The sequence below is a fragment of the Streptomyces sp. NBC_01216 genome (assembly GCF_035994945.1).
Taxonomy (GTDB): domain Bacteria; phylum Actinomycetota; class Actinomycetes; order Streptomycetales; family Streptomycetaceae; genus Streptomyces.
Genome location: NZ_CP108677.1, coordinates 6588399 through 6601146, shown reverse-complemented (window position 1 = coordinate 6601146; position 12748 = coordinate 6588399). Strand labels below are relative to the sequence as shown.

At 73.8% G+C, this 12748-nt stretch carries 11 protein-coding genes; 6 read left to right on the top strand and 5 right to left on the bottom strand.

Annotated features, from left to right (window positions below; all coding sequences use genetic code 11):
• Positions 1 to 144 precede the first annotated feature (144 nt).
• Positions 145 to 1365 (top strand): MFS transporter, encoded by a 1221-nt coding sequence (locus OG393_RS29830; RefSeq protein ID WP_327377788.1) that lies wholly within the window; start codon positions 145 to 147, stop codon positions 1363 to 1365.
• A gap of 175 nt (positions 1366 to 1540) precedes the next feature.
• Positions 1541 to 2281, top strand: coding sequence for a maleylpyruvate isomerase family mycothiol-dependent enzyme (locus OG393_RS29825; RefSeq protein WP_327378597.1), 741 nt, complete (start codon positions 1541 to 1543; stop codon positions 2279 to 2281).
• A 52-nt stretch (positions 2282 to 2333) separates the two neighbouring features.
• Here OG393_RS29825 and OG393_RS29820 read toward each other — a convergent pair whose 3' ends face one another.
• Positions 2334 to 3029 carry a TetR/AcrR family transcriptional regulator gene (locus OG393_RS29820; RefSeq protein WP_327377787.1) on the bottom strand — a complete coding sequence of 232 codons (696 nt, stop codon included), beginning with the start codon at positions 3027 to 3029 and terminating at the stop codon, positions 2334 to 2336.
• Positions 3030 to 3180: 151 nt separating this feature from the next.
• Between OG393_RS29820 and OG393_RS29815 the strand changes: the two genes are divergently transcribed.
• Positions 3181 to 3633, top strand: a complete 453-nt coding sequence (locus tag OG393_RS29815; RefSeq protein ID WP_327377786.1) for a nitroreductase family deazaflavin-dependent oxidoreductase — start codon at positions 3181 to 3183, stop codon at positions 3631 to 3633.
• 78 nt (positions 3634 to 3711) lie between these two features.
• Here the strand turns inward: OG393_RS29815 and OG393_RS29810 are convergent, their stop codons facing one another.
• Entirely contained in the window at positions 3712 to 5130 is a 1419-nt protein-coding gene (locus tag OG393_RS29810) for a geranylgeranyl reductase family protein (protein ID WP_442817376.1), read from the bottom strand.
• 160 nt (positions 5131 to 5290) lie between these two features.
• Here OG393_RS29810 and OG393_RS29805 point away from each other — a divergent pair, with 160 nt between their 5' ends.
• Positions 5291 to 6655 (top strand): dipeptidase, encoded by a 1365-nt coding sequence (locus OG393_RS29805; protein WP_327377785.1) that lies wholly within the window; start codon positions 5291 to 5293, stop codon positions 6653 to 6655.
• A gap of 129 nt (positions 6656 to 6784) precedes the next feature.
• Here the strand turns inward: OG393_RS29805 and OG393_RS29800 are convergent, their stop codons facing one another.
• Entirely contained in the window at positions 6785 to 7828 is a 1044-nt protein-coding gene (locus tag OG393_RS29800) for an NUDIX hydrolase (RefSeq protein ID WP_327378595.1), read from the bottom strand.
• Between the two features lie 517 nt (positions 7829 to 8345).
• Between OG393_RS29800 and OG393_RS29795 the strand changes: the two genes are divergently transcribed.
• Positions 8346 to 8525 carry a hypothetical protein gene (locus OG393_RS29795; RefSeq protein ID WP_327377784.1) on the top strand — a complete coding sequence of 60 codons (180 nt, stop codon included), beginning with the start codon at positions 8346 to 8348 and terminating at the stop codon, positions 8523 to 8525.
• Between the two features lie 278 nt (positions 8526 to 8803).
• Here the strand turns inward: OG393_RS29795 and OG393_RS29790 are convergent, their stop codons facing one another.
• Entirely contained in the window at positions 8804 to 9769 is a 966-nt protein-coding gene (locus tag OG393_RS29790; protein WP_327377783.1) for an ROK family protein, read from the bottom strand.
• A gap of 203 nt (positions 9770 to 9972) precedes the next feature.
• On the opposite strand from OG393_RS29790, the gene OG393_RS29785 reads away from it, so the two are divergent.
• Positions 9973 to 10956, top strand: a complete 984-nt coding sequence (locus tag OG393_RS29785; RefSeq protein ID WP_327378594.1) for a LacI family DNA-binding transcriptional regulator — start codon at positions 9973 to 9975, stop codon at positions 10954 to 10956.
• Between the two features lie 201 nt (positions 10957 to 11157).
• On the opposite strand, the gene OG393_RS29780 is transcribed toward OG393_RS29785, so the two are convergent.
• Positions 11158 to 12702, bottom strand: a complete 1545-nt coding sequence (locus tag OG393_RS29780; RefSeq protein WP_327377782.1) for a protein kinase domain-containing protein — start codon at positions 12700 to 12702, stop codon at positions 11158 to 11160.
• Between the last annotated feature and the right edge of the window lie 46 nt (positions 12703 to 12748).

The window sequence follows — 12748 nt, the reverse complement described above, 5'->3', positions numbered from 1 at the left end:
TCACGCGCCCCTTCGGTCCGCTCCAGGTCACCCGCCTTCGTTCCGGCCGTCGCGGTTCGGCCGTCACAGTCCGGCAGGGGCTCCGGCACGAGCTCCGGCGACCCTCGGTTGAAATCCGGAGCTCCTCACCCCTATCCTGAATTTGTGCCGCTACTAAACAAAGTAGGGACGGTCGTACCGGGGGGCCTCGGCGGAGACACCGCTTCCCCCTCCCTGTCCCGCCTCCGCTCCGCCCTGACCCTCTTCTTCGCCCTCGACGGATTTCTCTTCGCCGGCTGGGTGGTCCGGATTCCCGCCGTCAAGCAGCAGACCGGCTCCTCCGCGGGTGACCTCGGACTCGCGCTGCTCGGCGTGTCGGCCGGTGCCGTCGTCACCATGACGCTCACCGGCCGGCTCTGCCGCCGCTACGGCAGCCACGCCGTCACCGTCGCCACCGCCGTGCTGCTCTGTCTCTCGATCGCGCTGCCGGCCCTCACCCACTCCCCCCTCGCCCTCGGCCTCGTACTGCTGGTCTTCGGATCGGCCTACGGCGGTATCAACGTCGCGATGAACAGCGCCGCCGTCGATCTCGTCACCGCTCTTCGCCGGCCCGTGATGCCCGGTTTCCACGCGGCGTTCAGCCTCGGCGGTATGCTCGGCGCGGGCGTGGGCGGGCTCGTCGCCGGTGGCCTCTCCCCCACCGCCCACCTGCTCGGACTCACCGTGCTCGGCCTGCTCCTGACGGCCTACGCCGGCCCCCTCCTGCTCCGTGAGCCCTCCCCCGGCGCCCCGAAGAGCGTCCCGTCCACCGGTGCCGCCCGGGGCGGGACCGGTGCGCGCGGCGCGGTCGCCGTCTTCGGCGTGATCGCGCTGTGCACCGCGTACGGCGAAGGCGCCCTGGCGGACTGGGGCGCCCTCCATCTGGCGCAGGACCTGCACGCGCACCCCGGCGTGGCCGCCGCCGGCTACTCGCTCTTCGCCCTCGCGATGACGGCGGGCCGGCTCTCGGGCACCGCCCTGCTCGAACGCCTCGGCCAGACCCGCACCCTGGTCGCGGGCGGGGCGACGGCGGCCGTCGGCATGCTGGCGGCGGCGCTCGCCCCCAGCGTCTGGGTCGCTCTGCTCGGTTTCGCCGTGACCGGTCTCGGTCTCGCCAACATCTTTCCGGTCGCGGTGGCCCGCGCGGGTGCGCTCGCCGGGCCGAGCGGAGTGGCCGCCGCGTCCACCCTCGGCTACGGCGGCATGCTCCTCGGACCGCCGTCCATCGGGTTCCTCGCCGAATGGTTCTCGCTGCCGGCCGCCCTGACCACCGTCGCCGCGCTCGCCGCCGGTGCCGCGGCGACCGGGTATCTGGCGCGTAACGCGAGTTCCCCCGAGGCGAGTTGATCGGCAGCGCCCCACGCCGCACACCGCCCCACGGCAGGACGGAGCGCCCGTCACGGCCGCGCGGCACCCCCGTCCGCGCCCGGCCGGCGGACGGGCGACGACACCCGTCCCGCGAAAGGCTCCCGCGGTCCCGATCGACGCTGGCACAATCCGCTCCATGGACAGCGCGGAGATCATGAAGCCGGACGAGCACGTCGAAGCCCTGGACCACGCGGGCCGTTCACTGGCCGACGCCGCCACGCGGGCGGGGACGGACGCCGAGGTACGCACCTGCCCGGGGTGGCGGGTGCGGGACCTGCTCCGGCACACCACGACGGTGCACCGCTGGGCGACGGGGTTCGTCACCCAGGGGCATACCTCCTACCGGCCCGAAGGCGCCGAGCCCGACCTCGACGGCGCGGAGCTGCTCGCACACTTCCGTGAGGGCCATGCCCTGCTCGTCACCGCCCTGCGCGAGGCCCCGGACACCCTGGAGTGCTGGACGTTCCTGCCGACACCGTCGGCACTCGCCTTCTGGGCCCGTCGCCAGGCCCACGAGACGACGGTCCACGCCGCGGACGCCGAGTCCGCCCTGCCGGGCGGGCGGCTCGGCCCGGTGGACCCGCCGCTCGCCGCGGACGGGATCGACGAACTGCTGCGCGGCTTCCACGGCCGGGACCGGAGCCGGGTTCGGACGCCCGAGCCGCGGACGCTGCGGGTGCGGACGACGGACACCGGCGACGTCTGGACCGTACGGCTGTCCCAGGAGGCGCCACGCGCGGAGAGGAACAGCGAGGGCGCGGCGGACTGTGAACTGAGCGGGCCCGCCGGCCCGCTCTATCTGACGCTGTGGAACCGCCTGCCCTCGACGGCCGTGTCCGTGACGGGCGACGCCTCCCTCGCGCGGACGTGGCGGGAGAACTCCGCCATCGGCTGATTCCGGGGCCGCTCCGCCCCGACCCCGCTCATGTGGCGCGGGGCGTCGCGGATCAGCCGCCGCAGGACAGACCGACATCGCGGCCGAGCCGGCGCGTCGCCTCGGCGAAGAAGGTCTCGCGTTCCTCGATCAGCCGGTGGAACTGGCCGAAGAGCTCGAAGGAGACGAGGCCGAAGAGCTGGGACCAGGCGGCGACGAGCGCGAGGGCGTGCGCGGGTGGCAGATCCGGGGCGACGCCGACGGACAGGCGTTCGGCTTCGGCTCGCAGCCCCTCGGGCAGCGGGGGCGGGGTGACCGCTTCGGCGGCCACCGCGTCGCGGACGACGGCGACCAGCGCGAGACCGACGCGAGAGGCGGGTCCGACGGTGTCCCCGGGCGCGGTGTAGCCGGGGACCGGGGAACCGTAGATCAGGGCGTACTCGTGGGGATGACCGAGAGCCCAGGTCCGGACCGCGCGGCAGACGGCGGTCCAGCGGGTGAGGTGGTCGTGGGGGGCCGCGGTGGCGAGGGCGTGTTCCGCGGCCGCCCCGACGGCGTCGTAGGCGTCGATGATGAGCGCGGTGAGGAGGTCGTCCCGACTGGGGAAGTACCGGTAGAGAGCGGAGGACACCATGCCGAGTTCGCGGGCGACGGCTCGCAGCGAGAGCCTGGCGGCGCCCTCGGCCGCCAGCTGGGTGCGGGCCTCCTCCTTGATGGCCGCGGTGATCTCGACACGGGCGCGGGCGCGGGCTCCTTGGACACGGGTCATGGCGTTCAGTGTGCCACTCTTTCGGAGCACCGCACCAAAAAGAGAGCACCGCTCTTGCGGGAGGGTGCGGCTCCATGCAGACTGCTGTCAAGCGAGAGCGGTGCTCACGAAACAGAGCGCCGCCCACCGGTTCTCCGCCGAGGAGCCTTCCATGTCGTCTCAGCCGCACTACCTGCGGGCCGGCCCCTTCGCCGTCCGCTTCAACCGACTCGTCGGCGTGCTGGCCCGGCACGGCGTCAGTCTCCTCGGAACGGCCGAGCTGTCCGTCGTAGGCCGCAAGAGCGGCCGGATCCAGCGCGTCCCCGTCAACCCGCACCGGCACCAGGGCGAGCGGTACCTGGTCTCGGCCCGCGGCCACTCGCAGTGGGTGCGCAACATGCGCGCCGCCGGCGGCGGTGAACTTCGGGTCGGACGGACGGTCCACTGCTTCACGGCGGTCGAGATCACCGACGAGGACAAGACGGCCGTACTCCGCAGCTATCTGGAACGCTGGGGATGGGAGGTCAACCAGTACTTCCGGGGCGTGACCGCCAAGTCCTCCGACGAGGAGATCCTGGCCGCCGCCCCCGACCACCCGGTCTTCCGCATCACGCACGCGGGATAAGCGCGTCCCGCCGGCCGGCCGCCGCCGCGAGGGCGACGAGCCGGGCGGACGGGGCGACCGCCTGACGACCGGACGTGCTCAGGGCGCGTCGGGCGCCTCGGGCGTTCCGGCCGGGGCCCCCGCCGTACCGGTGGACCTCGCGGGTCCGGCGGCCGGGACCGCACCGGCCGGCTCCGGGGCCACCTCGGTCGCGGGCCCCGGCGAGGCGCCACGCGAGGCGGGGCCGTCGGCCGCGGTCATCCGGCGGTCCAGGACGTCGAGGGCCCGCCGTGCCATGCCGCTCGACCGCACCAGGCCGCCCAGGGAGGTCACCCCACGGGTGATGTCGGCGAAGGCGTTCCAGGCCGGCCGCAGCCCGGTGAGCGTCGCGTGCAGCAGGCCGGGCCTGCGCTCGAACAGCGCGAGCATCCGACGCCCCACCGCCATCTCCACACCGAGGCCGGCCTTGATCGCGAAGGCGTAGTTCAGGGCCTGGCGCCGCGCGTCCACGGCGTCGGTCGCCTCGGCGATCCGAACCGCCCACTCACCGGCCAGGCGTCCCGACCGCAGCGCGAAGGAGATGCCCTCGCGGGTCCACGGCTCCAGCAGCCCGGCCGCGTCGCCGCACACCAGCACCCGCCCGCGCGACAGCGGTGAGTCGTCACTACGGCAGCGCGTCAGATGACCGGAGGAGACCGCCGGTTCGAATCCCGCCAGGCCGAGGCGGGCGATGAAGTCCTCCAGGTACCGCTTGGTGGCCGCCCCCTCGCCGCGCGCCGAGATGACGCCGACGGTGAGCGTGTCGCCCTTGGGGAACACCCAGCCGTAACTCCCGGGCAGCGGACCCCAGTCGATCAGGACCCGCCCCTTCCAGTCCTCCGCCACCGACGGCGGGACCGGAATCTCGGCCTCAAGTCCGAGATCCACCTGATCGAGCTTGACCCCGACGTGGGCCCCTATGCGTCCGGCGCTGCCGTCCGCGCCGACGACCGCCCGCGCGAGCACCGTCTCACCGCCCGCCAGGACCACGGCGACGGTCCGCCGGTCCGGGACGACCGGACCGTGCTGCTCCACCCGCGAGACCGTCACACCGGTACGCAGCTCCGCGCCGGCCTTCTGCGCCTGCTCGACCAGACCGGCGTCGAACTCCGGCCGGTTGATGAGCCCGAAGAGCATCCGGCGCGAGCGACGGGTGCGGGCGAAGCGGCCGTTCAGGGAGAAGGTGACGGCATGGACCCGGTCCTGGAGCGGCAGTTCGAAACCGGGGGGAAGCGCGTCGCGCGAAGGCCCGATGACGCCTCCGCCGCATGTCTTGTACCGGGGCAGTTCGGCCTTCTCCAGGAGCAGGACCCGGCGGCCGGCGACGGCCGCCGCGTACGCCGCGGACGCGCCCGCGGGCCCCGCCCCCACCACGACCACGTCCCAGACGGTGCCGGACCCCTCCGGAGTCCCTGCCTCCGCCCCGATCTCCGCGGCTTCCGCGCATACCTCTTCGGCGTCTGCGTTCTCGCTGCTCACGATGTGCTTCTGCTCCTGATCCGACCGGTCGTCCCTGCTCTACCCCGCATCCTACGGCGCGATCTTCGGCGGCCCGCGCCGTAGGATCGGCCGTACGTTCGCCGCACCACACACATGCGGCGACGTCACTCATAACGTCGCACCCACCAGGAGCGTGCCCATGACCGCGAATCCGATCGCAGAGACCGTCGCCGGCCTGATGCCCCGCGCCCAGGCGGAGCTCGCCGAGCTGGTGGCCTTCGAGTCGGTCGCGGACGAGGCGGTCGCCCCGAGGAGCGAGTGCGAGGCCGCGGCGAACTGGGTGGCCGAGGCGCTGCGGGCCGAGGACTTCCAGGACGTGGCACTGCTCGACACCCCCGACGGTTCGCAGTCGGTGTACGGCGTGCTGCCCGGCCCCGCCGGTGCACCGACCGTCCTTCTCTACGCGCACTACGACGTACAGCCCAAGCTGGACGAATCGGCGTGGGTCACTCCGCCCTTCCGGCTGACGGAGCGAGACGGCCGCTGGTACGGACGCGGTGCGGCCGACTGCAAGGGCGGTTTCATCATGCACCTGCTGGCGCTGCGTGCGCTCAAGGCGAACGGCGGGGTGCCGGTCACGGTCAAGGTGATCGCCGAGGGTTCGGAGGAACAGGGCACCGGCGGCCTGGAACGCTACGCCGAGGCCCACCCCGAGCTGCTGACCGCCGACGCGATCGTGATCGGTGATACCGGCAACTTCCGGGTGGGTCTGCCCACGGTGACCGCGACGCTGCGCGGTATGACGATGATCCGTGTCCGGATCGACACCCTGGAAGGCAACCTGCACTCGGGCCAGTTCGGCGGCGCGGCCCCCGACGCGCTGGCGGCGCTGATCCGCGTGCTGGACTCCCTGCGTGCCGCCGACGGCTCGACGGTCATCGACGGACTCCCCGCGGACGCCGTCTGGGACGGACTCCAGTACCCGGAGGACGACTTCCGTCAGGACGCCAGGGTCCTGAGCGGCGTGACCCTGCCCGGCGACGGCACCGTCGCCGACCGGGTCTGGGCACACCCGGCCGTCACCGTCGTCGGCATCGACTGTCACCCCGTGGCGGGTGCGACCCCGTCGATCCCGTCGACGGCCCGCGCCCAGATCAGCCTGCGGGTGCCGCCGGGCCAGGACGCCACCGAGGCGACGAAGCTGCTGTACGCGCACATCGAGAAGCACACGCCGTGGAACGCGCGGGTCTCCTTCGAGCAGGTCGGCCAGGGCCAGGCGTTCCGCGCGGACGTGACGAGCCCGGCGTACACCTCGATGGCCGAGGCCATGCGCGTCGCATACCCCGGCGAGGAGATGCAGAGCGCGGGCATGGGCGGATCGATCCCGCTGTGCAACACGCTCGCGACGCTCTACCCGGAGGCGGAGATCCTGCTGATCGGGCTGAGCGAGCCGGAGGCGCAGATCCACGCGGTGAACGAGTCCGTCTCTCCGGAGGAACTCGAGCGGCTGTCCGTGGCCGAGGCACATTTCCTGGTCAACTACGCCCGTTCCCGGCAGGGCTGAGCGTGCGACGGTGACCGCCGGAATCGCGGCCCGCGGGCCGGGGCCGCGGGCGGGCCGGCCCGGAGCCCGGCCGCCGCGGCGGGGCGGCGGGGCGGCGGGGCGGCGGGGCGGCGGGGCGGCGGGGCCACGTCAGCCGACCGGCACGCCTGCCTCCAGATTGAGCACGGTGCCGCGTTCACGGGCCCGCAGCGCCCATTGCAGGCGGCGGTAGCGGACGGCTGGGAGCAGGTGCGCCGCCTCGTCCTCGGTGACGAAGCGCCAGCCGCGCAGTTCGGCGCCCGGCAGCAGAAGGCGGCCGGCCTCCCCGGCGGGAAGCCGGCCTCCGTCGAAGAGAAGCCGAAGGCCGCCGTAGCCGGGGGGTACGGGCTGTTCCCAGTCCACGACCAACAGGCTGGGCACGGAGTCGAGTTCGAGCCCTATCTCCTCGGCGACCTCGCGCATCCCGGCCCGCGCCGGCGCCTCGCCCGGTTCGACGACCCCGCCCGGGAACTCCCACCCCGGCTTGTAGGTGGGGTCGACGAGCAGAAAACGGTCCCGCTCGTCGAAGAGGAGGACACCGGCGGCCAGCGTCTCTCCCGTGGGTTCCGGAGTCTGGACGATGCCGCAGGGAGCAGCTGCCCCGTCCCGGACGGCCTGCGCGATGGTCCGGGCCGTCTCCTCCGGGGTGAGCGCGGAGTTGTCGACGCGATAGGCGTCGGCGCGCAGCCAGTCGTCCAGGGCGGTGCGGTAGGTCTGTACGCGGTCGAAGGACCACCGGCGCACGCCCTCGATGGCCCCCGCCGGCGAACCGTCCGGTGTCCGGCGCCGTATCCGCTCACGCAGGATCGTTTCCTCGGGAGCCAGCAGCACATGCCGCACTTCGATGCGGCGGGCGGCGAGGCCGCCGAAGATCTCGTCGCGGTATTCCTGCCGGAGCAGCGTCATCGGCACCACGAGGACGCCGCCCAGCTCCGCGAGCAGGGCGGCGGCGGTGTCGACGACCGAGCGGCGCCATATCGGCAGATCCTGGAAGTCGTCGACCTCGGCGAGCCGCTTCGGCGGCAACAGCCGGCTCATCGCACCGCCGGTGAGCTCAGGGTCGTACAGCGTGCTGTTCGGGATCAGATCGACCAGCTCGCGCGCGGTGCTGGACTTCCCCGCGCCGAACGCACCGTTGACCCAGACGATCACGATTCCCCCTCATCGGTAGCCCTCAGTGGCTTGCCCGCAACACCCTGCCACGGAAACCGTTCCTCATCAGTGAGCAGGAGTGAGTTTTGGACCATGCCTGGTCACCGCGGACATCCCGAACGGTTCCGGGTGTCCTGGCAGCCCGCGTTCGCGCCGCGCCCTGCCCCACGGATCGTGTCCGTGGCCTGGTGATGCGGGGTGGGTTTCCTCACGCCCAAAGGTTTCCGGTCGAGCCTGGACGGTCAATGCCCGCGATGATCACCCTGGTGACGACGCTCATCCACACACGGTCACGTCCACTCACCCGACCTCGAAGACCAGCAGGTGAAGACCCCCGGCGGAACCGGAGCGAGCCGGCCGGCGGGTCGGGCCACGCGGGGATCTCGTACAGGAGGGCCGAGACCCACGGCCGGGCCCGCCCGGATGTGAGCCGCCTCACCGCGCGAACGTCCGTGCGTCTTCGTGCGTAACACTTCGGCACGGAGCGTCGTTGTTTGCGGCGAGGCAAGGGGGTGCGGAGATGAACCGTACGGTATTGGAGAGGTTTCCCGCGGGAGGCCCGCGCGGCAGCTGGCCGGCGGAGGAGTTCGCCGACGCCCGACGGAACGAGGGCCTTCCCGCGGAGGTCGTGATGGACCTGGAGACCGACGCGTTCCTGGTGATCGTGCGGCAGCGGAGACCGGAGTCGGCGGGCGGCTGAGAGCCTGTCGGGTGACCTTCGGCCGACAGGCGGACGCGGTCCGGTGCATGCGACTCCAAGGCGCCGGGATGCCGCTGCAGCGGAGCTACCGGGGCATGTCGGCAACACCGGCAGCGCGCGTGCCAGGACGCGACCGCCCGGCCGGAGGCCACCCGACAGGCTCCGAGGGACCACACGCGGCACCGGCGGACGCGCGGCGGCGCAGCACGACCGGGTTCCGGGCGCCCCCGGCCCCACCACCCGCCGGGAACGCACGGCGCCGGTGTCGGTCAGCGGCCTCAGCCTCCGACCGGCTCCCCCGCGCGACTCCGCCGCACGACCGACGCCGCCGCGCCCAGCAGGCCCGCGTCCGTGCCCGTGAGGGCCGGGACCACCTCCGGTCCGCGGAGGAACGAGAGCGTCGCGTAGTCGGCCAGGCTGCGCCGGAGCGGGGCGAACAGCACCTCCCCGGCGCCGGACACGCCCCCGCCGACGACCGCGATGTCGATCTCCACCAGTGTGGCGGTCGCCGCGATGGCAGCCGCCAGGGCCCGCGCCGCCCGCTCGAAGGAGGCGAGCGCCACCGGGTCGCCGCCCCGCGCCGCCTCGGCCACCGCGACCGCCGAGGCGTCCCCACCAGGGCCGGGCCGCCAGCCGTTCTCCAGGGCCCGGCGCGCGATGTGCGGACCACTGGCGATCCGTTCCACGCAGCCCCTCCCGCCGCAGGCGCACAGGTCACCGTCGAAATCCACACTGATATGGCCGATGTGTCCGGCGTTGCCGGTGGGACCCGGGTGAACCCGGCCCCCCAGGACCAGCCCACCTCCGACACCGGTGGACACCACCAGACACAGCGCGTTGTCGTGACCGCGGGCGGCGCCCTTCCACAACTCGGCGGCCGTCATGGCGACGCCGTCGCCGACCAGCGTGACCGGCCGGCCGCCGGTGGCCCGGCGGACCCGCTCGACCAGTGGAAAGCCGCGCCAGCTCGGCACGTTGACCGGACTGACCGTCCCGGCGAAGGCGTCGACCGGGCCCGCGCTGCCGATGCCCACCGCGTACGCCTCCCCCCACAGCGGAGAGGCCGCCAGCTCGTCGAGCACACACCGCACCGCCCGCATCACCGTCTCCGCGTCCTCCCGCGCGGGCGTCGACCGCCACGCCCGGACCCTGATCCGGCCGCCGTCGTCCACGAGCGCTCCGGCGATCTTGGTTCCGCCGATGTCCAGCGCGACGACGAGGCCGGCGGTGAGGTCCTGGCGCATGAGGATGGCGTCTCCCGAGGGCTTGCTGGCGCGGTCGATCGGTGCGACCTCCAGTCTCCCGCGCTCTGACAACGTTGTCCAGGGCCTATGCTCGACAACATCACGACGGCATCCGCCGCGACCGCCCCGACGACACAGAGGATCTGCGCACCGTGGCCGACACCGCCCGCCGCTCCGAGCACCGCTACGGCATCCGGCCCACGATGAAGGATGTCGCCGCACGGGCCGGTGTCGGACTGAAGACGGTCTCCCGGGTCGTCAACGGCGAGCCCGGGGTCACCGTGGACACGGAACGCCGCGTGCAGGAGGCCATCGACGCGCTCGGCTTCCGTCGCAACGACAGCGCGCGCGTGCTACGCAAGGGCAGAACCGCCTCCGTGGGACTCGTTCTGGAGGACCTCGCCGACCCCTTCTACGGGCCGCTCAGCCGCGCCGTCGAGGAGGTCGCCCGGGCCCACGGGGCGCTGCTCATCAACGGCTCCAGCGCCGAGGACCCGGACCGCGAGCAGGAGTTGGCGCTCGCGCTGTGCGCCCGACGGGTCGACGGACTCATCGTCATCCCGGCCGGCAGCGACCACCGGTACCTGGAACCGGAGATGAAGGCGGGCGTCGCGACCGTCTTCGTGGACCGCCCCGCCGGTGGGATCGACGCGGACGCCGTCCTGTCCGACAGCTTCGGGGGCTCGCGCGCCGGTGTGGCACATCTCGTCGCCCACGGCCACCGCCGGATCGGCTTCGTCGGCGACCGGCCGCGCATCCACACCGCGGCGGAGCGGCTGCGGGGCTACCGGGCGGCCATGGAGGACGCGGGCCTCCCGGTGGACGAGTCCTGGGTCTCGCTCGGCCCCACGGCCCCGGACCGGATACGCGAGTCGGTGACGGCCATGCTCGGGGGACCGGAGCCGATCACCGCGCTCTTCGCCGGGAACAACCGGGTCACGGTCACCGCGGTCCGCGTCCTGGCCGGACACGCACACCCGGTGGCCCTGGTCGGGTTCGACGACATCGAACTGGCCGATCTGCTCGGCATCACCGTCATCGCCCAGGACTCCGCGGCGCTCGGCCGCACGGCGGCCGAGCGGCTCTTCCGCCGCCTGGACGGCATCGAGGAGGCGACGACCCAGGTGGTGCTGGGGACGAAGCTGATCGCACGCGGCTCGGGTGAGGTCCCGCCCGCGGCCGGTTGAGACCGAAGGACCCCGGCCGGGATGCCTGTCGACGGACGAGCGCGTTCCGGCCCCGGTGTCCGTACCGCCCGCTCCATCCGTCGCCGGCACGGCGGCCCGTCGTGCGCGGGCGGACCGGTGCGCCCGGGGCCTGTTCCTAAAACAGCGTCTTCCGCTCGCAGGACGGGCGGGACCTTCGGCAGCACGCCCCAGCGAGGCGGATCAGGTCCGGCCCGGTCCGCACATCGGCAGGCCGGGAACGGGCGTGCCTGCGGTCCCGCCTCTCAGATGGACGGCATTGACGTAGACGACGCCGCCGTCGACGTCGGTCCGCGCCCACCAGGCGCTGGTGTCTCCGCCGGAGGACTCGCTGCGGGGCAGGCCCACCTGGCACTGGAAGGCACGCGGGCCGGCGTGGAGCGAGCCGGCCTCCGTACCGTCGTAGCGGCTGGAGGGCGCGGTGTGCAGGACCTCGCAGGTCGCCGTAGTGCCGTCGGTGGCGCACCCCTGGGCGGAGGGCGAGGCTCCGCCGGGCGGGAGCGCCTCGCCGGAGGGGGCTTGCGGGTCGGTGGAGGCGTCGGGCGACGGTGGCCGCGTCCCCTCGGGTGCCCCCGAGGGCGAGGCGGGGCCGCTCTTCGGGCCGCGTGTCCGGGCGGGACCTTCGGAGCCGTCCGTCGCCGCGACGGACGTACGGTCCGAGGAGTCGCGGTCCAGCATCCCGTAGGTGACACCCGCGCCGGCCAGCGCCAGGACCGCCGCCGACGCGGCGAGCAGCGCCCGCGCGCGGGTCCGCCCGCCCCTCGGCCCGGCGGAACGGGATGCGGGCGGCGGTCCGGCCTCGGGGGCGCCGGCGGGCGGCACGGACGTGACGCGCGCGTCCGTGGCCGTGGCCTCGACCGTACGTTCCGGGTGGCGGGCCGCTTCCGGCCCGGGCGCTTGCGCCACGGCCGTCAGCAGGCGGGCGGCCTCCGAGGCGTCGGGGCGCGATCCCGGGTCCTTGGCCAGAAGCCGGAGCAGGACCTCGGTGAGCGGTCCGGCTCGACGCGGCCCGGGGACGGGGTCGGTGACGATCGCGTTGAGGGTCGACCAGGCGGCGGGACGCCGGAAGGGGGTGGAGCCCTCCACCGCCGCGTACAGGGTGACGCCCACGGCCCAGACGTCCGACGCCGGAACGGCGTCCCGGCCCTGGGCGCGTTCCGGTGCCAGGTAGTCCAGGGAGCCGATGATCTCGCCGCTGCGGGTCAGACGGGTGGCCGAGCCGTCGCCGGGGTTCTCCAGAGCGGCGATACCGAAGTCGGTGAGCGCCACCCGCCCCGATCGGTCGAGGAGGATGTTGCCGGGCTTCACGTCCCGGTGCAGCACGCCGACCGCGTGGGCGGCGGCCAGGGCCTCCAGGACGTTCGCGCCGATCCGCGCCGCCTCGGGGGGATCGAGGACTCCGCGCTCGGCGAGGACGTCGTCCAGCGAGGGTCCGTCGACGCGTTCCATGACGACGAAGGGCCGGCCCTCGTGCTCGGCCACGTCGTGGACGGCGACGACTCCCGGATGGCTGACCCGGGCGGCGGCGCGGGCCTCGCGGCTCAGCCGGACGCGCAGCTCGTCCAGTTCCGGGCCGGCGGCGTCCGTGAACGTGCGCAGTTCCTTGACCGCGACCTCGCGGCCGAGGACCTCGTCCACGGCGAGCCAGACGACGCCCATGCCACCGCGGCCGAGTCTGCGCACGATTCTGTAGCGGCCCGCGAGCCGCTCGTTCTCCCCCGACGACATCCCTGCCCCGTTCCCCCGGTCGAGTCCCCGCCGCGCACGGGGACAC